At 67.5% G+C, this 21,670-nt stretch carries 17 protein-coding genes and 1 pseudogene; all 18 read right to left on the reverse strand.

Translation table 11 applies throughout. The features are described 5' to 3' along the window. Window position 1: 1 nt before the first annotated feature. The gene (locus HMPREF0975_RS05635; protein WP_009233185.1) at window positions 2-1,354 is read right to left on the reverse strand and encodes a SufS family cysteine desulfurase; all 1,353 of its coding nucleotides are present in this window, start codon (window positions 1,352-1,354) and stop codon (window positions 2-4) included. A 155-nt stretch (window positions 1,355-1,509) separates the two neighbouring features. Next, window positions 1,510-2,259 (reverse strand): Fe-S cluster assembly ATPase SufC, encoded by a 750-nt coding sequence (gene sufC / locus HMPREF0975_RS05640; protein WP_009233186.1) that lies wholly within the window; start codon window positions 2,257-2,259, stop codon window positions 1,510-1,512. Window positions 2,260-2,327: 68 nt separating this feature from the next. Continuing rightward, on the reverse strand, window positions 2,328-3,605 hold the full coding sequence (sufD, locus tag HMPREF0975_RS05645; RefSeq protein ID WP_009233187.1) for a Fe-S cluster assembly protein SufD: 1,278 nt from the start codon (window positions 3,603-3,605) through the stop codon (window positions 2,328-2,330). Window positions 3,606-3,698: 93 nt separating this feature from the next. Further along, entirely contained in the window at window positions 3,699-5,138 is a 1,440-nt protein-coding gene (gene sufB / locus HMPREF0975_RS05650) for a Fe-S cluster assembly protein SufB (protein ID WP_009233188.1), read from the reverse strand. Beyond that, window positions 5,135-5,869: a helix-turn-helix transcriptional regulator gene (locus HMPREF0975_RS05655; RefSeq protein ID WP_009233189.1), complete on the reverse strand. Its 735-nt coding sequence runs from the start codon at window positions 5,867-5,869 to the stop codon at window positions 5,135-5,137. The genes sufB and HMPREF0975_RS05655 overlap by 4 nt, the downstream gene beginning before the upstream one ends. Before the next feature lie 583 nt (window positions 5,870-6,452). Then, window positions 6,453-7,373, reverse strand: a complete 921-nt coding sequence (locus HMPREF0975_RS05660) for a glycosyl hydrolase family 32 (RefSeq protein ID WP_009233190.1) — start codon at window positions 7,371-7,373, stop codon at window positions 6,453-6,455. 19 nt (window positions 7,374-7,392) lie between these two features. Beyond that, on the reverse strand, window positions 7,393-8,982 hold the full coding sequence (locus HMPREF0975_RS05665; protein WP_156808193.1) for a glycoside hydrolase family 32 protein: 1,590 nt from the start codon (window positions 8,980-8,982) through the stop codon (window positions 7,393-7,395). A 144-nt stretch (window positions 8,983-9,126) separates the two neighbouring features. Further along, window positions 9,127-10,098, reverse strand: a complete 972-nt coding sequence (locus tag HMPREF0975_RS05670; RefSeq protein WP_009233192.1) for a carbohydrate ABC transporter permease — start codon at window positions 10,096-10,098, stop codon at window positions 9,127-9,129. 1 nt (window position 10,099) lies between these two features. Further along, on the reverse strand, window positions 10,100-11,017 hold the full coding sequence (locus HMPREF0975_RS05675; protein ID WP_009233193.1) for a carbohydrate ABC transporter permease: 918 nt from the start codon (window positions 11,015-11,017) through the stop codon (window positions 10,100-10,102). A 118-nt stretch (window positions 11,018-11,135) separates the two neighbouring features. Then, window positions 11,136-12,419 carry an ABC transporter substrate-binding protein gene (locus HMPREF0975_RS05680; RefSeq protein WP_009233194.1) on the reverse strand — a complete coding sequence of 428 codons (1,284 nt, stop codon included), beginning with the start codon at window positions 12,417-12,419 and terminating at the stop codon, window positions 11,136-11,138. A gap of 96 nt (window positions 12,420-12,515) precedes the next feature. Next, window positions 12,516-13,529 carry a LacI family DNA-binding transcriptional regulator gene (locus tag HMPREF0975_RS05685; RefSeq protein WP_009233195.1) on the reverse strand — a complete coding sequence of 338 codons (1,014 nt, stop codon included), beginning with the start codon at window positions 13,527-13,529 and terminating at the stop codon, window positions 12,516-12,518. Window positions 13,530-13,796: 267 nt separating this feature from the next. Continuing rightward, the gene (locus tag HMPREF0975_RS05690) at window positions 13,797-14,501 is read right to left on the reverse strand and encodes an NUDIX domain-containing protein (protein WP_009233196.1); all 705 of its coding nucleotides are present in this window, start codon (window positions 14,499-14,501) and stop codon (window positions 13,797-13,799) included. 82 nt (window positions 14,502-14,583) lie between these two features. Further along, a complete protein-coding gene (locus HMPREF0975_RS05695) occupies window positions 14,584-15,744 on the reverse strand; it encodes a glycosyltransferase family 4 protein (RefSeq protein ID WP_009233197.1) in 1,161 nt (386 codons plus the stop codon). Further along, window positions 15,741-17,402, reverse strand: a complete 1,662-nt coding sequence (murJ, locus tag HMPREF0975_RS05700; RefSeq protein ID WP_009233198.1) for a murein biosynthesis integral membrane protein MurJ — start codon at window positions 17,400-17,402, stop codon at window positions 15,741-15,743. Before murJ ends, HMPREF0975_RS05695 begins: the two co-directional genes overlap by 4 nt. Beyond that, complete coding sequence (locus HMPREF0975_RS05705) at window positions 17,402-18,340, reverse strand: hypothetical protein (protein WP_009233199.1); 939 nt, start codon at window positions 18,338-18,340, stop codon at window positions 17,402-17,404. The genes murJ and HMPREF0975_RS05705 overlap by 1 nt, the downstream gene beginning before the upstream one ends. A 107-nt stretch (window positions 18,341-18,447) precedes the next feature. Beyond that, a complete protein-coding gene (locus HMPREF0975_RS05710) occupies window positions 18,448-19,377 on the reverse strand; it encodes a copper transporter (RefSeq protein WP_009233200.1) in 930 nt (309 codons plus the stop codon). 57 nt (window positions 19,378-19,434) lie between these two features. Then, window positions 19,435-20,640: a putative cytokinetic ring protein SteA gene (gene steA / locus HMPREF0975_RS05715; protein ID WP_009233201.1), complete on the reverse strand. Its 1,206-nt coding sequence runs from the start codon at window positions 20,638-20,640 to the stop codon at window positions 19,435-19,437. Then, window positions 20,637-21,670 (reverse strand): annotated as a pseudogene (locus HMPREF0975_RS05720) (DNA repair protein RecN); the annotation flags it as partial. The gene steA and the pseudogene HMPREF0975_RS05720, both read right to left, overlap by 4 nt.

The raw sequence follows: 21,670 nt of genomic DNA on the forward strand, positions 1-21,670 counted from the left end.
CTCACCTCTGGAAGTAGCGACGGACGTCGGCGATGGCGGACAGGAAGCGGTTCACCTCTTCGGGCGTGGAGCACGCGCCGAAGGACAGGCGTGAGGAGGCGTGGATGCCGAAGTGCTGGTGGATCGGCTGGGCGCAGTGATGCCCGGTGCGCACGGCGACGCCGGCGGCGTCGAGCACCTGACCGACGTCGTGGGGGTGGACTCCCTCGATGGAGAAGGCGACCACGCCCAGGCGGTCGGCGGTGTCGGCGGGGCCCACCAGGCGCAGTCCGGGCACCTGGGCGAGGCCGTCGAGCACATGTCGGGTCAGGACCTGCTCGGTGGCGTGGAGCCGGTCCAGGCCGATCTCAGCGAGGTACTCCACGGCCGCGCGCCACCCGGCGGCCTGCGCCAGTGGCTGGCTGCCGGCCTCGAAGCGGGGCGGACCGCTCATGAAAGTCGACGACTCCATGGTGACGACCTCGATCATGGAGCCTCCGGTGAGCACCGGCGGCATCGCTGCCAGCAGCTCCTCGGTGGCCACGAGCGCGCCGATGCCGGTGGGGCCGAGCATCTTGTGGCTGGAGAGCACCATGGCGTCCACGCCGGCGGCGTTGAGGGCGCGGAAGTCCAGCGGGAGGTGGGCGGCGGACTGGCAGGTGTCCAGGACGACCAGTGCACCGGCCTGCCGGGCCCGCGGCGCGATGAGGTCGAGCGGGGTGATCGCACCGGTGACGTTGGAGGCGTGGGTCAGGGCCAGGACGCGGGTGCGCTCGGTGATGACGTCCAGCGTGGCGGTGTCGAGGCGTCCGTCCTCGGTCAGGTCCAGCCAGCGCAGGGTGGCGCCGGTGCGGCCGCACAGCTCCTGCCAGGGCACGAGGTTGGCGTGGTGCTCGGCGCGGGTGACGACGACCTCGTCCCCCTCCCCGATGACGAGGCGCTGGGCCGGGTCGTCGGCCGCAGCCGGTGCGCCGCCGCGGGCGGCCGATCGGCCCAGGCTGGCATGCCCGATGGCCAGGGCGACGAGGTTGATGGCCTCAGTGGCGTTCTTGGTGAAGACCAGCTCGCCGCCGCGTGCGCCGACGAAGGAGGCGACGGCGTCACGGGCGTCCTCGAAAGTGGCGGTGGCCTCGTCGGCCAGCTGGTAGGTCGAGCGGCCCGCCGCACCGTTGGAGGTGCGGTAGAAGTCGGCCTCCGTGGCGATGACGCCGGCGGGCTTCTGGCTCGTGGCGGCCCAGTCCAGGTAGGCCAACGGTTCACCATTGCGGGCGGGTCGCTCGAGGTAGGGGAAGTCGGAGCGGATCGCGGCGACCTCCTCGGCACTGAGCGCGCCTACGGAGGAGGTCCCCGGAGACGGGGCCGTGGACTGGGTCATGACGTGCCTTTCCGATTCGATGCGAACTGTGCCGGGCATGCTCGCCGACAGCCGGGCGCCGAGGTCACGAGGAACCTTAGTACCCCTGTCAGTGCCGGGGCCGACGACGCGGGTATGCGGCGGCGCGTCGTCGGTTCCCGCACGAGTAGCGCTGGTCAGGCGAGGAAGCGGTCGTAGCCCTCTTCCTCCAGGCGCTCGGCCAGGTCGGGGCCGCCGGCCTCGGCCACGCGCCCGTCGACGAAGACGTGGACGTAGTCGGGCTTGATGTAGCGCAGGATGCGCGTGTAGTGGGTGATGAGCAGGAAGCCGGCGTCCGACTCGCTGTGAAGGCGGTTGACGCCCTCGGAGACGATGCGTAGGGCGTCGACGTCCAGGCCGGAGTCGGTCTCATCCAGGATGGCGAAGCGGGGGCGCAGCAGCTCCATCTGGAGGATCTCGAAGCGCTTCTTCTCCCCGCCGGAGAAGCCGGCGTTAACATCGCGCTGGGAGAAGGCCGGGTCCATGCGCAGGTTCTTCATGGCCTGGTTGACTTCACCGACCCACTGGCGCACCTTGGGCGCCTCGCCGTCGATCGCGGTCTTGGCGGTGCGCAGGAAGTTGGCCACGGTGACGCCAGGAACCTCCACGGGGTACTGCATGGCCAGGAAGAGGCCGGCGCGGGCCCGCTCGTCCACGCTCATCTCGAGCAGGTCGACGCCGTCGAGGAGGACCTCGCCGTCGGTGACCTCGTAATCGGGATGGCCGGCGATGGAGTAGGCCAGGGTGGACTTGCCCGAGCCGTTGGGTCCCATGATGGCGTGGACCTGATTGGAGTCGATGGTCAGGTCGACGCCCTTGAGGATGGGCTTGGGGCCGTCATTAGTGGCCACCTGGACGTGGAGGTTCTTGATCTGCAAAGTGCTCATGCGACGTTTCTTTCAGCTGGATTCTGGTCAGGTTACGGGTGGGCGGGCCGCAGTGCGGGTCCGGCGCGTCACCCGGCCGCCGGAGCGGCGCTGGGCGCGGGGTCCTGGTCGGTGCGGGCAGCGATGAGACCGGTGAGCTCGAGTTCCTTCTCGATGGCGGCCATGAGGCGCTCCTCGACCTCGTCGACGCCGATCTCGGCGACGATCTCGTTGAAGAAGCCCAGGACCACGAGGCGACGGGCCTCGACCTCGGGAATGCCGCGGGCGCGCAGGTAGAACAGTTGCAAGTCGTCGAAGCGACCGGTGGCGCTGGCGTGGCCCGCGCCCTCGATGTTGCCGTTCTCGATCTCCAGGTTCGGCACGGAGTCGGCCTTGGCGCCCTCGGTCAGGACGAGATTGCGGTTGAGCTCGTAGGTGTCGGTACCGCGGGCGGCATGACCGATGAGGCAGTCCCCCACCCACACGGCGTGGGCGCCCTCGCCCTGCAGGGCGCCCTTGTAGGTGACGCGGGAGTAGCAGTGGGGCTCGGTGTGGGCGACGTAGGGGCGGTGCTCCTGGTGTTGGCCGGCGTCGGTGAAGTAGACGCCGTAGGCGTCGATGCGCCCGCCCTCGCCGGAGAAGCCCAGGTCGGGGCAGATGCGCACGTCTCCGCCGAGGCTGACGACGACGTGCTTGAGGACGCCCCGGCCGGTGACCTTCACCCGGTGGTTGGAGGCGTGGACGGCGTCGTCCTCCCAGCCCTGGACGGTCACCAGGGTGAGTTCGGCGCCGTCGGCGACCGTCACCTCGACTCCCTGGGTCAGGGCGGCGGCGCCGGTGTGGTCGAGCACGACGGTTCCCTTCGCGCCGGACTCGGCGGCGACGAGGATGTGCTGGGCGGTGGGGCGGGCGAGCTCCGGGTCCTGGCCGACGACGTTCAGTCTGGCGGCCCGCTCCAGCTGGGCGCCCGACTCCAGGGTCAGCACGGTGGCGGCCTCGACGCCGTTCCAGGCGGTGACGCCGGTGCGGTCGACTGGGGCGCCCACGGTGCCGATGCGGGCGTCGCTGCGCGGGACGGTCTCGAGGCGTGCGCCCTCGGGAAGGTCGGCCTCGACGCGGATGGCTCCGGCGGCGACATCGGCCTCGCTTGCGGCGGTGGCTGTGCGGATGGTGTCAAGGTCGAACAGCGGGGCGAAGCGCTTCATGGGCGTGAAGCGCCACTCCTCCTCGCGTCCGCGCGGCACCGGGATGTCGGCGGGGTCGAAGGAGGTGGGGCGATCAGCGCGCGAGGAGACGTAGCGCGGCCCGCCGTGGGAGTGGGCGCCCTCGAGCGTGGCACTCGAGTGGTCGGTGGAGAGTTCAGGCATGTGGAGGTGCTCCTTGGCCGGTACCCGGCCGATGTGATCAGGTGTGTTTCGAAAAGCTGAAGACGCTCGCTGAGATGGTCCGGCCCAGCGGCCTCAGCCCACCGAGTTCTCCATCTGCAGCTCGATGAGCCGGTTGAGCTCGAGGGCGTACTCCATGGGCAGCTCGCGGGCGATGGGCTCGACGAAGCCGCGCACGATCGTGGCCATGGCCTCGGTCTCGGTCAGGCCGCGCTGCATGAGGTAGAAGAGCTGGTCGGCGCTCACCTTGGAGACGGTGGCCTCGTGGCCCATCTCGACGTCGTCGGTGCGCACGTCGACGTAGGGGTAGGTGTCCGACCGGGAGATTTCGTCGACCAGGAGCGCGTCGCACAGCACGTTGGACTTGGAGTGGCGGGCGTTCTTCATGATCTGCACCAGGCCGCGGTAGGCGCTGCGTCCGCCGTGGCGGGCGATCGACTTGGAGACGATGTGGCTGGAGGTGTGGGGCGCCATGTGGACCATCTTGGCGCCGGTGTCCTGGTGCTGGTCCGCGCCGGCGAAGGCGATGGACAGGGCCTCGCCGCGGGCGTGCGGGCCCATGAGGAAGACTGCCGGGTACTTCATGTTCCGCTTGGAACCGATGTTGCCGTCGACCCATTCCATGGTGGCGCCCTCCTCGCAGGTAGCGCGCTGAGTCACCAAGTTGTAAACGTTGTTGGACCAGTTCTGGATGGTCGTGTAACGCACGCGGGCGTTCTTCTTGACCACGATCTCCACGATCGCCGAGTGCAGGGAGTCAGTGGAGTAGATGGGGGCGGTGCATCCCTCGACGTAGTGGACGTAGGAGTCCTCGTCGGCGATGATGAGCGTGCGCTCGAACTGGCCCATGTTCTCGGTGTTGATGCGGAAGTAGGCCTGGAGCGGGATCTCGACGTGGACGCCCTTGGGGACGTAGATGAAGGAGCCTCCGGACCACACGGCCGTGTTGAGGGCGGCGAACTTGTTATCACCGGCCGGGACGACGGTCCCGAAGTACTCCTTGACGAGCTCGGGGTACTCGCGCACGGCGGTGTCGGTGTCGACGAAGATGACCCCCTGCTCCTCCAGGTCACCACGGATCTGGTGGTAGACGACCTCCGACTCGTACTGGGCAGCTACGCCCGCCACGAGGCGCTCGCGCTCAGCCTCGGGGATGCCGATGCGGTCGTAGGTGTTCTTAATGTCCTCGGGCAGGTCGTCCCAGGAGTTGGCCGGCCGGTCCGTGGAGCGCACGTAGTACTTCACGGCGTCCATGTCGAGCTGGGACAGGTCCACACCCCAGGTGGGCATGGGCTTGCGCTCGAAGGTGGAGTAGGCCTTGAGGCGCTTGGCGAGCATCCACTCGGGCTCGCCCTTGATGGCGGAGATCTCGCGGACCACTTGCTCATCAAGGCCTCGCTTGGCATTCTCGCCGGCCTCGTCGGAGTCGTGCCAGCCGAAGTCGTAGCTCGTTGAGATCGAGTCGATAATCTCGTCGTCGGTGCTACGCGCAGTCTCGGTTGTTGGCAGTGTCATCGGGTTCCTTCCATTCGCTTGGCCTCCAGGCCTCGCGTCTTAGCCGCCGCCCGGACAGCGCGCTTGCGCAGCGCGGGTATGGCGATCGGAATATGGGTGGTGCAGACGTGCTCGCCTCCGGCCAGGGTGGCCAGGCGCTGGACAGGGACGCCCACGAGACGGGAGATCGCCTGCGTCTCGGCGTCGCACAGCTCGTGGAACTCCCCGGCGACGTCGCGCACGGGGCAGTTGCCCTGGCACAGCTGGATGGCGAAGGAGCCGTCCCCAACGTCGCGCACCGAGGCGGCGTATCCGTCGAGGGTCAAAGCGTCGGCGAGGGCACGAGCGCGTTCCGAAGGATCCTTGCCCGCCGACTCGACGACGGCGGCGTAGCGACGCTCGAGGTCACGCCCCCGTGCCGCAGCGAAGGAGTCGACCGCCTTGTCTCCGGCGACCTGGGACAGGTAGCGCAGGGCGCGATTGGCGAGGTCGGAGTAGCCCTCCGCGAAGGAGGTGCGGGCCTTGGGCGTGAGGACATAGTGCCGAGCAGGACGCCCGCGTCCGCGCTTGCCCGAGAGGGCGGGACTGTGGACCTCGATCTGCTCGGCCTCCTCCAACGCGGTGATGTGCCTGCGTACCGCGGCCGGCGTCAGACTCAGGACCTTGGCGAGCTGGGCCGCCGAGACCGGCCCCTTCTCAGCAATGAGGTCGAGAACGCGCGCCCGGGTAGAGTCATCGTCGTTCTGCGCCATGACTGCTCCTCCCCTAGTCGCTGCGACGCCTCGCTGCTTGATCGTGTACGGCCGGTTCGACCACGTCCTTGTTGGCCGAGAGCTCCCAAGAACCGGCTTGGGGGCCGGCCCAGGATCGGCCGCGGGGCGTCACTGGTCGTCGTGCCACGAGTTTAACCAAGATCATGCTTGCCGAATTCAACGCTGGCAAGTTCATGACGAGACGTCGCGAGGTGGGATTGAACACGTTACCCAATCAAAGGTAACCCTTACCCAGGAATGCCTAACTAGTCAGCGATCAGGGCGCCCAATCGTGCGCATCGGGAACTGCGTTTCCCATCCAGAACGTACTTCTCCCGCAGACGACTGGGGTCTGCCCCCAGTCGTCTGCGGGACAACGCAGTTCTCGATCGACAGGTACGTTCCCGGGCACGGCCGGCGCGGTCCGACGTGACCGTGGAGACCGCTTTGAGCAGACTGATCCAGGCAGAAACGACCCGGCGCCTGCCTCGCCACCCGGCAGAGCGCGGTGAGCTAAGGGCGTGCCCAGTCCTGGACCGGCACCCCGATCACTCGCTGTCCAGGCAACTGACAACGCGACCTCCTAGTGCCCACCTCTTGGCAGAAGCTCGACGTCCGCCCACGGCAGCAGGTCCGGAGCCGCTCCGACGAATTCGCCATTGACGATGTTCTCAAAGCCCGTGAAGACCCAGCCTCCGTCGCGCAGCTGAAGCAGCTGGCCGGCGTAAAGGTGCTCTGGGCGCACATATCTGGCGCCGTCGACATCCCAGGGTCCCAGTGGCCCTTCCCCCTCGGCGATCCACACACCTCCAGGGCCGGCTTCAGCCTTCATGTCGTCGCCGCAGGAGAAGACGAGTAGGTGATGGCCGTCAACGCTCCGGCTCTGGGAGACCTCAAGCTGTCCGAAGACCGACGGACTGGTCAGCGGCGGCCCGACGTGCCAGTGGTCCAGGTCATCGGAGACGGCATGACCGATGACGCCGGCACCATAGTGCTCAGCTCCCTTCGCCCTGGCGGTGATGAGCATGTGCCAGCGCTCTTCATGCATGAAGACAAAGGGATCTCTCCAGTGCTCGGCGCCAGAGACGTCGGTTTCTCTCCTCTCGTACCACCTGGCGTCCGCCTCCAGAGGAGCATCGCACGTGCGTTCGAAGGTCACGCCGTCGATGGAGTCAGCCCAGCCGATGCGCTGAACCAGCCCATCCTCGGCTCGAGAGATGCCGGTGTAGAAGACACGCATAACGCCGTCGGGCTTGACGATCGTGGAGCCGGTCCAGATGGCCTTGTCGTCGAATGCCGGCCCGTCGGAATGCACCAGGGCGTCGGGCAGAAGTTCCCACGTACGCGCGTCGTTGGAAACGGCGTGCCCCATAGAGGCACGGAAGTGCCGCCGCTCCGGGTCGTGCAGCGCGCGCGACGCCCGCAGGAAGAAGAGGTGGTAGCGATCGCCGTCGTCACAGATCCAGTGGTCCCACAGCCAGTGGTCAGTCAGTTCGAGTGCCATGTGATCGGTCTCCTCGGGTTCAGAGGGTTCGGATGGAGAGCCCGGAGAAGACCGCGCTCCCGTTGTCGGAGTAGAGGGCCAGGCCGTGATCGCCAGCGGTGGGATAGACCTGGTTGGACAGAACGGTGTGGCCCGCGTTGACGAAGACCTCGACGCTGTTGCGATCAACGACCACAGCGAGGTGCACATGACGGGCGGCGGGGTCGATCGACGCCTCGGACTGCGTGTACGGCGCGAAGGGCGCCGATACGGTCTCGCTCGGACCTCGGTCGACATAGACACGACCATTGAAGATGCCGACGTTGGTGTGTCGGGTTCCGTCTGGGCTGCGCAGGACCTCTATGCCTACGTTGGTTGCATTTGTCCAGGCAACGTCGGTGGTCAGGACGTAGGCCTCGGTCTTGACATCGAGTACCCGACGGCCATCGACGGTGACGTCGCCCAGGGACTTCTGCGAGAGGAGACTGACCGCAAGCGCGGGCTTGGGGGTGCTCAGCAGGCTGTACCAGCCGCCGGGCTGTCGGCTGAGTCGGATTTCGCGAACGACAGAGTACTGGCCGTTGTACCCATCGGTGTCGAGGGTGGGAACGTGTCTGGCGGCGTACTTCCAGTTGTTCATCCAGGCGACGGCGTGCCTCACGTTATGTGGTGAGGTGGCACTCGGCCAGGTGACAGCCGCGTACCAGTCATACCCATGATCGAGCCACTGCGGCCTGAGGTTGTCTGTCATGAACCGGGTTCCATCCCAGCTCCCTATCCAGTACGCGTAGGTGCCGAGTGATCCAGCTCCCCATCCGTCCATTGAAGCGGCGAGGACCCAGTGGCTGGTTCCGTCGTCGGCGATGATGCGGAACAGGTCAGGGCACTCCATGCCTCCGAGATCGGTAGCCCCTGGTACGAGGTAGTCGAAGTTGGAGGTCCACCGCCAGCGGTGTAGGTCTGTGGAGACGTAGAGCGAGAGATACTTGCGCCGGCCGATGACACACACCCATTGGCTGCGCTCCTCGTCTCGGACGACCTTCGGATCACGGAACCAGCGGGCATTATCGATCTCCTCATCCGTGGAGGCACTGTCAGCATTCGGGTTCGGGATGACTGGTTCGGAGAGCATCGAAAAGCTGCGCCCGCCATCCGTTGACCAGTGGAGATACTGGGCCTGGCGAGTGAGGTCGCCATGGGGCACGTGCGTCACGAGAGCGATGACCGCCCCGCCCCCGAGACCGGCTGTGTTGTCGGTGTCGACGACGGCCAAACCGCTCCACGCAGGAGTGTCACCTACGAGTGGGATCGTATCGCCCACGTCGGAGAAGGAGACTTCGTCGGTTGAGGTCGCAAGTCTCCACCCTCCTGGTCCTGCGGTCTGGGCGGCCTGGAGGTGTGGGAGCTGGAGCCGACCGCCAAGGTAGCAGGGGTGTTGGGGGTCGCAGGCCCACCCGGTTGTGGGGGTGAGATGAAGGAGCGCGCGGCGGCTGGCAGCCGCGCCTGCAGCCGGTGATGCTCCCAGGCCGGAGGCTGTTCTGGTAGCTATCACGGTGGCGGCGCCGACCACCGTCCGTAACATGGTCCTCCGGCTGAAGCCGAGGTGTTCAGTAGTCACGGCTCTCTCCATTGAGATCGAGGCTAAGGAATTCGGACAGGAATGAACTGGGAGTCAGGACTGTTCCCGAGCACGCAAGTGCTGGACGGTACACGCTTGTGTGACAGGGGAGGGTGGTCGGTACCCAGCGTGCCTCGCTCGCTGGGTACCGCTTCCTCAGCCCTTGACCGCTGTGCCTGCCAGCGATGCCACGAAAGAGCGTTGGAACAGCGCAAAGATGATGAGGACGGGCAGAGTAATGAGCGTTCCGTAGGCCATGATCTGCCCCCACACCGGGTTGAGCTGGAAGAAGTACTGCATGCCGACGCTCGCGGGCCGCATCGACTCCTCCTGGATGACCATAAGCGGCCACAGGTAGGAGTTCCACGCGGGCAGCATCGTGATGATGGCGACCGTGGCGAAGGTCGGACCGGACAAGGGCACAATGATCCGCAAGTAAATCGTCCACCAGGACGCGCCGTCGACGCGGGCCGCCTCGTCGATCTCCTTGGGGATCTCTCCGAAGTGCTGGGCGAAGAGGAAGATTGACAGGGCGTTTGCGACAAAGGGCAGAATCTGCACCTGGTAGGTATTGAGCATGCCCTGCTTGACAAGGAAACCGTCGACGACCCACTGCAGTGACGGCAGCTTGGCAACCCAGTAGACGAGCGGCACGGCGATGGTCTCAAACGGCACCATGAGGGTGGCCAGAACGAGCGATAGCACGATGTTCTTACCCTTCCAGCGCATACGCGAGATCGCGAAACCGATCATCGAGTTGACGATGAGACCGAGTAGGACGATCGTGACCGTCACGATGAGCGAGTTCGTGATGAACCGTACCGCTGGGACCCGTTCGAAGACGCCGGAGTAGTTGTCCAGTGACAGATGCCCGGTCGGAAGGAAGGCCTTGAGGGAGCCGAGGTCGGCGAAGATCTGCTGATCGTCCTTGAAGGAGGAGAAGACCATGAAGAGCAGGGGGAAGACGGCGACGCAGGAGGCGATGACAAGGCCGAGGTAGGTCAGCGCCTTGGACCGTTTCCTGACAGCGGCGCGGCCAAGACGGCGAGGATTCCTTTCGACGGTCTCGAGAGCATCAACGAGTGAGGCCGCGGATGTTGCAGTGAACCCGGTTGTCTCAGTGGGCATGTCAGTCCTTCTCCCTGGTGAGCCAACGCTGTATGAGGCTAATGATCAGGACGGCAATGAAGAAGATGAGCGAGATGGCACTGCCATACCCCATATCCTGTTCTCGGTAGCCTCTGCGCACCGCGTGATAGACGATTGTGGATGTGGCGTCCTGTGGACCTCCGGAAGTCATGACGTCGACCTGGACGAACAGGCCCAGTGCGGCGATCGTGATGGTGACGAGGATGAAGACCATCGTTGAGTGCAGACCTGGCCATGTGATGTAGCGGAAGCGCTGCCAACCGTTGACCCCGTCGAGATCGGCGGCCTCGTAGAGGACCGGGTCGATCATCTGCAGACCGGAGAGCCAGATGATCATATGAAAACCGACCGCCTGCCAGATGGACAGCATGATGATGGCCGGCATAGCGGTACCGGGGTTGTTGAGCCACGCGACTGTGGTCCACCCTCCTCCGGTAAAGGTGTTGAGCATCGAGTTGAACAAGCCGTTGTCCTGATAGAAGAAGCTCCACAGGATGGAGACCACAACCATTGAGGTCACCACGGGCATGAAGATCATTGTGCGGAAGGCGGTGACCCCCTTGGCCTTCTGGTTGACAAGAATCGCCAGCGCTAGAGCAAGGCTGGATTGGCAGGGCACGACGATGAGCGCGAAGAAGACAGTATTCGTCAGAGACCGGATGAAGGTCGGGTCGTCGGTGAACGCTCGTACGAAGTTCTCAATCCCGATGAACTGCGGCGGGTTGGGTGAAATGAGGCGGGTGTTTGTAAAAGACAGGATGAAGGTGAGTAGGATCGGGATTCCCATGAAAAGCAGGAGGAGCAGGAGGGCCGGCGAGCTCATAAGCCACGCCGTCCGAGCCTCTCTGCGCAGTGCGGCGGTCCTACCGCGGCGCCTCATGGTACTGGGGGCTGCCATATCGGTTCCCTTCCCGGCGGGGCGCTCTCGCGCACCCGCCGGATCGGTGCTGGTGGTGTAGGGAGGTGGCGCGGCTGTTGACCAGCCGCACGATCAGGTACTCAGTAGTTCACTTGACCTACTTGGCCTTATAGCCATCGTTCGACTTGATGTCAGCGTTGATGTCCTTGGCTGCCTGATCGAGGGTCGCCTTGACATCGGAACCGGAGACAATGTCGCGGGCGGCCTTGTCAAAAGTCGACGAGATGACCTTGTAGCCGGGGGTTGCGGGACGCAGGAGGGCATACTTCTTGCCAATCTCATAGACGGGCTCCAGCGGCTTGCCCTCGCCGTAGTACTTCGTCTTCGGGGTGGCCGACTCGATTGACGGGAAGTTACCGATCGCGTCGGAGTACTGGACGAGGTACTTGTCCTGCATGAGGAACTCAATGAACTTGTTCGCAGCATCGGCGTTCTTTGAGGAGGAGGACACGCCCCACTGCCAGGAGCCGCCGCCTACGTGAGCACCAGCGCCGAAGTCGACAGGAGGGAGGATGAGGACCTCGTCCTCGCCGAAGGTCTCCTGAGCCTTGAGGACCTTCCATCCGCCGGCATAGACAAGCGGCACCTTGCCTTGAAGGAAGTCCTGGCCGTCCTTGGCCGGGGTCTGAGAGGCGTAATTGGAGGTGAACAGCGAGCGGAACCAGGTACCCCACTCGACGGCCTTGTCCCCGTTGAGGAAGTCCTCGGCGGTCTCATAGCTGTTGCGGTCGATGAGGTCACCGCCGAAGGACTGGAGCATGGGAGCATAGGCGTAGGGCCACCACTCGGCGGTGTCCCACACCGACATGTCGATGGCGTAGCCGAAGCCGTCGAGCTTTGAGAGTTTGTCGAGGGCATCCATGAACTCGTCCTTCGTCCACGGCTTGTCAACCGTAGGGATAGTGACACCGGCCTTGTCGAAGGCTGACTTACGACCGAGGAAGCACAGCGAGGTGTCGTAGGGGCCGACGGAGTAGAGCTTGTCGTTCCAGACCCCCTTGGCGGAATCGATGATCTTTCCCTGGAGGTCCTGCGAGATGGTCAGCGGCGAGAGATATCCGGCCCACGCCCAGTTCGGCATGATCGGGCCGTCAAGGTCGAGGATGTCGGGCAGGTTGCCGGAGACGGCGGCAGAGGCGATGGCATCGTTGTAGGACTCCTGCGGGAAGGACTTCACCGTGACCGGGGTGTTGGGGTTCGCGGCGTTGAAGTCCTTGACCGCGCTGTTGACGACGTCGAGTTCCTCCTTGTTGCCCCCATTGTGGGTCCACAGCGTGATACCGCCGGAGGCTGAGCCCTTGCCGGACTGGGAGGAGCATGCGGCGAGCGTGGCCACGGCGGCCGCGCTGACGCCGAGGAACAATCTGCGGGTGGTCATCATGATGGCACTCCTTTGTGTATCAGCGTGAGTGGTGGGGATCTGGCTCCGTCCATTGGGCGGAGGGCTGGTAGGGCCGACCTCGTGTGCGGTCCCGGGCTACGGATGAGAGGCGGCGGGCGGCGCCGTAGAGGCGCGCTCGATGAGGGGGCAGGGGAAGCGAGTGACGTCCGGGAGCTCGGCTGCACGGCCCGCGGCGAGCTCGCGGGTGAGCCACTCGGCCATCTCCCAATGCGGCAGGCGCATTGTGGTGAGCCTGGGATCGAGATTCGTGGAGATAAGGGCGAGGTCATCGAAGCCGATAACGGAGAGGTCGTCGGGAATCGAGATCCCCAGGCGCACCGCCTGCCGGAAGACGCCGGCCGCCAGGGCGTCGTTGTAGCAGAAGACGGCGGTAGGACGATCAGGCCGGTCGAGGAGACGGCGGGCAGTGGCGTCGACGCTGTCGGGGTCGAGCTCCCCGGTGACGAGGAGCGACTCGTCAACCTCTAGCCCCGCCTTCCGGAGGCTGTGGCGGTAGGAGTCGGAGCGCTCACGCACGGCGATACTCCCGGTGTCGTCGTGCCCGAGGTAGCCGATACGGCGGTGGCCGAGGCCGACGAGGTGGGCAACGGCATCACTGGCGCCTTGGCGCTCATCGGGGACGACGCCAGGAACCCCGGGACGGTCAGCAACGCCGTTGAGCACGACAACGTCCTCGATCTGCCCAGGAACCGGAACGACGCGGTGGTACATCGAGGCAATGACCACCTGGCCGACGCGCCGGGCGACCATCTCCCGGACGGCCTCCTTGGCGGCGACGCCGTCGCGTCCTGCGTCAGTGAGGAGGACGGACCACCCGAGGCCCTGGCTGGTGGACAGAACAGCGTCGATCATGGAGACGGCGTAGGGCGTGGACAGGACACGTTCGCCGATGACCCCGATCGTCCGGGTCCGACCGTTGCGCATGCCGCCGGCGATGGCGTCGCGGACGTAGCCGAGCTCGTCGGCGGCCGTACGAACACGCTCGGCCTTGCGCTCACTCACGCGCCCCTCGAACTTGCCGGAGAGCACGAGGGAGGCCGCAGCCTTGGAGACACCAGCCGCGGCAGCGACATCGGCGAGGGTCGTCATCGTCCCTCTCCCCTCTTCTGGTCGGGAGACCCGGCATCGGTGCCGGACACAGGAAGATCATGACTCAGAACACAGTCATTCGTCAACCGGTTAACCACATTGAGTTGAGCGAATTAATCGATTGATGTTCAGGGGGTTCTTCACGTGAGTCAGGCCCTCGCTCGTCGTAGCGGGCAGACTCGCCGAACCCTGGCTCCTATCCTGCCCAGGAACGCTGGTCCGAAAAGTGCTCCCACCGGTGGTGGACGGCCAAGTATCTTGACTCGTCTACAGGCTCTCGGGGCTGCGCAGCCAGGGGGCGTCGGCGGGGCGCAGCTCGGTCCAGCCGCGAGCGCGGGCCTGGGCTGTGGCCAGGACCCCCAGCACGGTGGAGGGGTTGTGCAGACGCCCGTCCATGACGGCGTCGAGGACCTCGTCGAGGCGCACCCAGGTGGGCACGAACTCGGCCTCCTCGGCCTCGCGCGGGGTCCGCCTCTCCTCGGGCAGCAGGCTCAGGTCCTGGGCGAGGAAGATCCGGGCCCCCTCGGTAGTGAAGCCGGGAGAGGCGTAGAACTCGGCCAGCGTGTTCCAGGTGGCCGCGACGTAGTCGGTCTCCTCTGCGAGCTCGCGAGCGGCCGCGACGGCGGGAGCCTCCCCCGGCACGTCGAGCAGGCCGGCGGGAATCTCCCACAGACAGGCTCGCACGGGGTGGCGGTACTGGCGGATCATGAGGATCTCCGGGGCGCCGTCGGCTTGGGAGGAGTCCGGCCCCTCGCGCATGGCGATGACGGCGACGGCGTCGTAATGGACGACGACCTGGCGGGCGACCGGCTCCTGACCGGGGGCGAGGCGCACGTGGTCGGCGTCGACGGCGAAGATCGGCCCGCTCCAGACCCGCTCGCTGGAGACCAGCTCCCGTCCCGTCTCGCGCTTGTCAGCGAGGCTGCTCTCGGAGCCGTCGCTCCTGCGGGTCCCTGTCACCGGCTGGTCCACGGTTGGCTCCTCTGCTCACTGCAGGCGTCGTGGTCGATAGGCGCCTGGCCACCAACGATGCTACCGCTCGGGGCCGCTCGGCTCAGTGCAGGTCAAGAACCGCCTGGCGCAGCTGGGTGGCCAGGTCATCGTGGCCGGGCAGCTTCCGCGCGGCCTCGCGGGCGTTCTGCTGAGCTCGGGAGCGTGCCTGCGGGCCGGTCAGGAGTTCGGTGAGGGCCCCGGCGATGGCCTGGGCCTCGGGGGCGACGAGGATGGCCCCTCCCCTGGCGGTCACAGCGGTGCCGCCGACGTCGGTGGCCACGATCGCAGCACCGGCGCGCAGGGCCTCTTGGATGGTGAGGGGCTGGCCCTCCCACAGACTGGTCTGGACGACGGCGTCGGCGGTCTCCATGAGAGAGGGCACGTCGGACCGCCGTCCCAGGAGGGACACCGGAAGATGCTCAGCGGCGATGCGCTCAGCGGCCTCCTCGCGGCCGGGGCCGTCTCCGGCGAGGGCCCAGGTGAAGGCTGGCAGGCGTCCGGCCTCGACCTCGAGGGAGAGGGCCGCAGCGACGTCGAGGAGCAGCGACAGGCCTTTCTGAGGGGCCAGACGGGCGACGGTCAGGATGCGGGCACCCTCCTGGGGCCAGACATCCTCCGGCGCCGTGGAGCCCGAGGACGTCGGCTCGGAGGACGGATGCGGGACCGGAGCGGGGATGACGGCGAGCTCGACGCGCGCGGCACCGAGGCCCCGCGCCCGCTCGGCCAGGTCGGGGCTGACGGCCAGGACGAGATCGGCGCGCGAGGCGATGAGGCGTTCAAGCCCCTGCCCTACCAGGGTGGTCAGGCGGCCTCCGACGGTGAGGTTGTGGAGGGTGACGACCAGCCGGGTGCGACCGCTCCTGCGTCGGCCCAGGGCGAGGGCGGCCAGGGCACCGGCGCGCAGGCCGTGGGCGTGGATGGTATGGGCCCGGCGCCCCAGTCGACGCAGCCTGGCCACGACGCGAGAGTCGCCGAGACTCGGACGGGCCCCGATCTCGAGTGCCTCGGCGCGGGCAGGGGCGAGGTCCAGCCCGTCCAGGACCGCGGCGGGGGCCTCGACGATGACGTCGTGCCCGTCAGCGGCCAGGATCCGGGCGCAGTCGGCCAGGTGCGTGCGGACCCCTCCGGCGGCCGATCCGCTGACCTGGAGGATGCGCAGGCGTCCAACGGTCTGCTGCGGGGCGTCGGTCTCTTTCGAGCTGCTGACGGCGCTGGTGCTCATGCCTTCTCCTTCTTCTTGTCCGCGGGGTTACACATGTCCGTGGGCGCCGCCTGGGCGCCGCGCATAGTCCTTAGGAGGCTACGGTCGGCCAGGTGGATCGCCGCCAGGACAACGCCGGCGGCGGCGACCGCCCCCACCACGGCGGTCAGAACCGCCAGGGTCAGGGAAGCCACGTGAGTGGTTGCCACCCGGATCGCCAGACCGGCAGCGAGGGCCACCGGGAGCCCCGTGGCGAGGGCTGTGAGGATCGGGCGCAGCACCCGGACTCCCATGATGCGGGCCAGGGCTGTCAGCAGGCCGACTCCCGCAACCGTCATTCCCACGGTGGTGCCTACTCCGAGTGCAACGAGGGTGGCTCTACCGTCCCCGCCCGACGGCGCCATGAGGCGCACGCACGCAGCGGAGGCCAGTGCGACCGTCAGCCATCCCGCCGCAGTGGCGTGGGCGGCGGGCCGGGAGCGGTCGGCGGCGAAGAGAACCCGGGTGACCTGGTAGATGAGGGCGTAGCCGATCAGTCCTGGGGCCAGGACGGCCAGAGCCTGCCCCATCCCATCGACCTGTTTGAAGGAGAAGAAGCGCTCGGCGGCGTCGCTGGCGGCCAGGAGCATGGCCGTCCCGGCGACGGCGACGGCGGTGACCAGAGCGGTCGAGGTGGCGACCAGGCTGGTGACGGCACTGTCCGCGCTGTCGGTGCCGGACGCGGCCCGCTGGTGGGTGGCGGCCTCGAAGGCTGCAGTGAGGCGGGGGTAGAGGACGGTGGCCACCGGGACGGCCAGCACCGCGTAAGGAAGGACGTAGACGGCCTGCGTGTACTGGTAGACGGCTGCCGTGCCGGTCTGTCCTCCCCAGCGGGCCAGGGCCAGGACCGCCAGGACGCTCAGCTGCTGAGCCAGGATCGTCCACACTCCGGCTCCGCCCAGGCGCAGCGCCCGCCGGGCCTGGGAGCCGCCCAGCCTCAGGGTGGGGCGCAGTCCCAGTTCTAGTCGGTAGACCGGCCACAGCAGCGGCAGGCTGAGTGCTGCCACTCCGAGGGTCGTTCCCCATCCGAGGATCTGCAGGGCGGAGCCGGAGGCCGCGTCGTCGCCGTCGGCCAGCGCCCCGTAGAGGCCGTAGGTCGCCATGACTACGAGGCTGGAGAGCATTGGTGTCAGGGCGGGCCAGGTGAAGCGGTTGTGGGCCTGGAGGACACCGGTAAGGACCACCGCCACCCCGTACATGGGCACCTGGAGGGCGAACATGCGTAGAAAGGAGGCGACGAGCTCGTGCTGGAGCGCGGGGTCGACCCCCTGGGAGGTGGGGAACAGGGCGGCAATGGGGGTGGCGAGGACGATGAGGACCAGGGACAGCGGGGTCAGGACGGCGAGGACCAGTCCGAGCAGTCCGGAGGCAGTGGCGGTGACCTCCTCGCGCCTGCCCGCGGCGATCGGGGCGGCCAGGAGCGGGACAACGGTGGCTGCCAGGACGCCACCGACGACGACCTCGTAGAGAGTGTTAGGAAGCTGGTTGGCCGTGGTGTAGGCGCCCGCCACCGTGCCGGTGCCGACGGTGGCGGCCTGGACGAGCCAGCGTAGGAAGCCCAGGACGCGTGACAGGAGGGTCAGGCCGGCGACTGACCCGGCCACCGAGAGTAGGCCGCCGCGGCGTTGCTGGGTTGTCATCAGGGGCGGCGTCCCAGCCCGTCGAGCGCGGCCAGGGCCGGGGTGTCGGCGATGACGCGGGAGAAGGAGACCTTCTCGCTGGCCAGGATGAGGCCCACGCCGCTCAGGGCGGCTCCGGCGCGCACCGCCCGGCTGGGGTGGCAGGCCAGGGCGGTTCCCAACAGGGCGCCGACGGCGTTGGCCCCGGTATCGCCCAGCATCGTGTTCTCCAGGAGGTCCTCGGGCAGGGCGCTGAGGCTGACCCCCAGTGCGCCTGCGGCCAGCAGTCGGGTGGGTTCGCCGTCGTGCCCGGGGGTGGCCAGCAAGGGGGTGCTTACGATGGTGGCGGTCTTGAGCGCCCGGCCGGGTCGCAGGTCGAGGAGGTTGAGCAGGTTCGCCCAGGAGGCGATGACGACGGCGCCCGTTGCGGCGTCGACGGCACTTGCAGCCAGTGCCCGTCCGCCTGCGGCCGCGCTGCGGTCACGGGCCAGCAGGACCCCGCCGACGAGAGCTCCCGAGCCGATGACGGCGATCTTGAGGACCCCGGTGGTGACGCATCCGCGGGCAAGCGCGGTCAGGTGGCCCTTGAGCCCCTTGACGGGGGCGTCGCCGTCATGGGCGCCGGCGTCAAGGTCGTCGATCAGTCCGGCGCACCCTCCGGCGGTCGTCGCGAAGGCGGCGGCGAGTCGCACCCGTGAACCGCTGCGCGGTGCCGAAGAACGTGACGCGGATGCGCCGCGCAGGAGCCGGCCAGTCTCGATCGCGGCCATGACGGACCCGGCGGCGACTCCCACGCCCCCGCGCAGGTTCACGGTGCGCCCGTGGAAGTTGGTCCGCTCCAGGCTCTGGGCGATGGGCGCCAGGGAGGTGGACCAGGACAGGGTGACGCCCGACGCCTTGATCCCCGCCTGCGCCAGGCGTCGGGCGCAGGTGCTTACTCGCGTGATCGTGCCAGCCATGGTCTCAGCCTAAGGCAGGGTGCGTCTGAATCGCCGCGACAGCGCCCCTGCGACGGGTCCGAGCCATCTGCACCATAGGGCTATAAGGGATATGAGGGCTATGGAAACTATTTCGTCACTGGCGGCATGACGGCGTCCGCGCCCTTGTCGAAGCCGTAGTGGCCCACGGTTCCCGCCTGGGTGGAAGCCAGTGCCAGGGGCGTGGAGACAGAAGCGGCGATCTGGCCGACTGAGTCGACGGTGGTGATCTTCTCGCCCTCGGAGCGGATGACGGCCACGACGTTGTCGTCGCCGTCGGCGGAACCGACGACGACCGTGGTCGCCCGAGAGGCCGTGCCCGCCAGCGCCTTGGCCCATGCCTTGGGGTCCTGGCCCGGGGAGGCCTCGACCGTGGTCTGCTTGGCGGAGGCCGCCTGGGGGCGGGGGCCGACGACGACGATCATCTCGGCCGGGCCGGTGGGAGTGGAGTCCACGGTGACGAACGGCGTACCGGAGGTGTCCACGGACAGCAGGTCCATGAGGGCTCGGGATGAGTCGTCATTGCTGGTGAGGGCCTTGGCGAGCCCCTCGCCCAGGATGCCGTTGGCGTCCTTGGAGCCGGTGCTGCCTAGGTTGCCCTGGATCTGGCCGGAGAAGGTGGAGCGATAGCTCTCGCGGGACAGGTCCACCCAGGTGGTGGTCAGGCTGACTCGGCCGGTGACGGAGGCGCCGGCGGTCTTGAGCTGGGTGGCGACGGCATCGGCGTCCTCGGCCTTGGCCTCAGGCAGGAGCACCAGCGCGACGTTCTTGGAGGCCAGGCTTCCCGGCAGAAGGCTGGTAGCGGCCTGGGTGATGTAGGAGTCGCGCTCGTTGACGGCCGTCTCGGTCTGCTCGAGCTTGGTCTGCGTGGCGTTGCGGTCCTCGCGCAGGGCGGTGACCTGGTCGTTGAGAGCGGTCCCCAGTGAGTTCTGCAGCGGACCGGCGCCCAGGACGACGCCGACGGCGAGGGCCAGGAAGACGGAGATGAGCGATACCAGGTGATAGCGGAAGTCGATCATGGTTGAGACCTTGAGGATGACCGTGAGAGGGGCTGCCTCTCGGATGGGCGGGAGTCGTTAGACGGTGGGCGAGTTCGGGGCCAGACCCACCAGTGAGCGGAAGAAGTTGACGATGTCGTCCCACACGGCACCGGACAGTCCTAGGAAGGTCTGCCCGCCCGGGGTGGCCATGAGGGCGATTGCCAGGGCGAAGGTGCCCGACAGCGCCAGGAGCAGCAGCCACCATCCTGAGATGCGGGTGCGGTAGAGCTGGGAGACGCCCTTGGCATCGATGAGCCGACCGCCGACCTTGAGCCGGGTCAGGAAGGTCGAGGACATGCCGGCGCGTCCCTTGTCGAGGAACTCCAGCAAGGTGGCGTGCGTTCCCAGGGCCACGATGATTTCGGCACCGGCCTCATCGGCCATGAGCATGGCGATGTCCTCACTGGTGCCGGTGGCGGCGAAGACGTGATGATCGACCCCGAGCTCCTCGACGTGGGCCAGGCCCGGAGCACGCCCGTCGCGGTAGGCGTGGACCACGATCTCGGCCCCGCAGGCGAGCGCCTTGTCGGATACGGAGTCCATGTCTCCCACGATCATCGTCGGTTTGAAACCGGCCTCCAGGACGGCGTCGGCTCCCCCGTCGACACCGATGATGATGGGCTTGTACTCGCGGATGTAGGGCTTGAGCGCCTGGAGGTCCTCCTTGTAGGAGTAGCCGCGCACGACGACCAGGACGTGTCTGCCGTTCATCTGGGTGGACAGCGTGGGCATGCCGACGCCGTTGAGGAGCAGGTCCCATTCGCCGCGCATGTACTCCATGGTGTTGGCGGCGAAGGCCTCCAGCTGAACGGCCAGTCCCTTCTGGGCCTCCTCCATGGCGTCGGCGACGGTCTGCTTGGTCTGGACCGTCCCTTCGGCGATGACCTGTTCCTTGCCGTCGATGCGCACGGTGCCGTCCTCAACCGCGATACGCTGGCCGTCGTGCAGACGCATGACATCGGGGCCCAGATCGTCAATGAGCGGGATACCCGCATCGAGAAGGATTCCCGGCCCGAGGTTCGGGTAGCGCCCGGAGATCGACGGGGAGGCGTTGAGGACTGCGGAGGGGCCGCACTCGACCAGCGCCTCGGCGGCCACCCGGTCGATGTCGGTATGGTCGATGATCGCGATCTCACCGGGCTGGAGGCGTTTGGTGAGCTTCTTCGTGCGCGCATCGACGCGCACGACACCGCTGGGATGCTCGGAGACAGACCCAGACTTTCTGCGGAAGGGATTCTTCACGGCTCGGATTGTCCCACGACTGCTTCCCGGAGAAGCTCAGCGGCGTGCCGGACCGCGGCCTGGGAGTCCTCGTGGCCCGATAGCATCCTGGCCAGCTCGCGTTCTCTCTCCTGGCCTTCGACGACGAGGACCTGCGTGCGGGTGCGTCCGGGCTCGGACTTTCTCACATTCTCCCGAGGCTCTTCGGCGGGCCCCCAGAGCGCCGCGTCGAGAACGGGGGCCGGGGGCTCGGATCCGGTTTCCGATCCGGTCACCGGGTCGGAAACGGTCTCCTTGCGCACCACCAGGTGGGTATCGGCCCAGGCCGCCACCTGGGCCAGGTGAGTGACCACGACGACCTGGTGATGGCGCGCCAGACGCGCCAGGCGCCGACCGATCTCCCTGGCCGCGCGCCCTCCCACACCGGCGTCGATCTCGTCGAAAACGAGGGTTCGGGTGTGGGTTGCGGAGCGCGCCGAGGCGGAGGCGTCGGCGAGGACCACCTCCAGAGCCAGCATGATGCGCGACAGCTCCCCTCCCGAGGCGCCCTTGCCCAGGGGCAGGGCGGGGGCGCCGGGGTGGGAGACGAGCTCGAGAGCCACGCTCTCGAGGCCGGTCGGCCCGGGCTCATCGAGTCGGTCCAACGAGACAACGAGTTGCGCCCCTTTCATCTCCAGGCCTTCGAGCTCGGCGGTGACGGCCTCCTCCAGTTTCTCGGCGAGCAGTCGACGCGCCCGGCTCAGCTCCTCGCCGACATCGACCAGTTTCTTATCGGCCTTGGTCAGGCGCTCGGCCAGCACTGCGGCGGTGTCCTGGGGCCCGTCGAGCTCGCCCAGGCGCGCGGCGGCGCGCTCGCCCCAGGCCAGGAGTGCGTCGACGTCGTCGAGCTGCTCTTGGGGGCCGCCGATCTCCCGGCAAGCGCGGGCGAGCTCACCGCGGCGGTCCTGGACCTGGGCGAGGCGGGCGGGGTCGGCACTCAGGGAGGACAGGTAGCCTCCCAGCTCGGCGGCGATGTCGGCGGCGTCAATACCCAGGCGCTGGGTGCGTGCGG

This window comes from Actinomyces sp. oral taxon 849 str. F0330, assembly GCF_000239715.1.
Classification (GTDB): Bacteria; Actinomycetota; Actinomycetes; order Actinomycetales; family Actinomycetaceae; genus Actinomyces; species Actinomyces johnsonii.

Excerpts from the sequence above, each read along its gene's own strand:
- HMPREF0975_RS05635 (WP_009233185.1), bottom strand. The coding sequence starts at position 1,354 with ATGACCCAGTCCACGGCCCCGTCTCCGGGGACCTCCTCCGTAGGCGCG.
- HMPREF0975_RS05655 (WP_009233189.1), bottom strand. The coding sequence starts at position 5,869 with ATGGCGCAGAACGACGATGACTCTACCCGGGCGCGCGTTCTCGACCTC.
- sufB (WP_009233188.1), bottom strand. The coding sequence starts at position 5,138 with ATGACACTGCCAACAACCGAGACTGCGCGTAGCACCGACGACGAGATT.
- HMPREF0975_RS05670 (WP_009233192.1), bottom strand. The coding sequence starts at position 10,098 with ATGCCCACTGAGACAACCGGGTTCACTGCAACATCCGCGGCCTCACTC.
- HMPREF0975_RS05710 (WP_009233200.1), bottom strand. The coding sequence starts at position 19,377 with ATGATCGACTTCCGCTATCACCTGGTATCGCTCATCTCCGTCTTCCTG.
- sufD (WP_009233187.1), bottom strand. The coding sequence starts at position 3,605 with ATGCCTGAACTCTCCACCGACCACTCGAGTGCCACGCTCGAGGGCGCC.
- sufC (WP_009233186.1), bottom strand. The coding sequence starts at position 2,259 with ATGAGCACTTTGCAGATCAAGAACCTCCACGTCCAGGTGGCCACTAAT.
- HMPREF0975_RS05660 (WP_009233190.1), bottom strand. The coding sequence starts at position 7,373 with ATGGCACTCGAACTGACTGACCACTGGCTGTGGGACCACTGGATCTGT.
- HMPREF0975_RS05680 (WP_009233194.1), bottom strand. The coding sequence starts at position 12,419 with ATGATGACCACCCGCAGATTGTTCCTCGGCGTCAGCGCGGCCGCCGTG.
- HMPREF0975_RS05705 (WP_009233199.1), bottom strand. The coding sequence starts at position 18,340 with ATGGCTGGCACGATCACGCGAGTAAGCACCTGCGCCCGACGCCTGGCG.
- murJ (WP_009233198.1), bottom strand. The coding sequence starts at position 17,402 with ATGACAACCCAGCAACGCCGCGGCGGCCTACTCTCGGTGGCCGGGTCA.
- HMPREF0975_RS05695 (WP_009233197.1), bottom strand. The coding sequence starts at position 15,744 with ATGAGCACCAGCGCCGTCAGCAGCTCGAAAGAGACCGACGCCCCGCAG.
- HMPREF0975_RS05665 (WP_156808193.1), bottom strand. The coding sequence starts at position 8,982 with ATGGAGAGAGCCGTGACTACTGAACACCTCGGCTTCAGCCGGAGGACC.
- HMPREF0975_RS05685 (WP_009233195.1), bottom strand. The coding sequence starts at position 13,529 with ATGACGACCCTCGCCGATGTCGCTGCCGCGGCTGGTGTCTCCAAGGCT.
- HMPREF0975_RS05675 (WP_009233193.1), bottom strand. The coding sequence starts at position 11,017 with ATGGCAGCCCCCAGTACCATGAGGCGCCGCGGTAGGACCGCCGCACTG.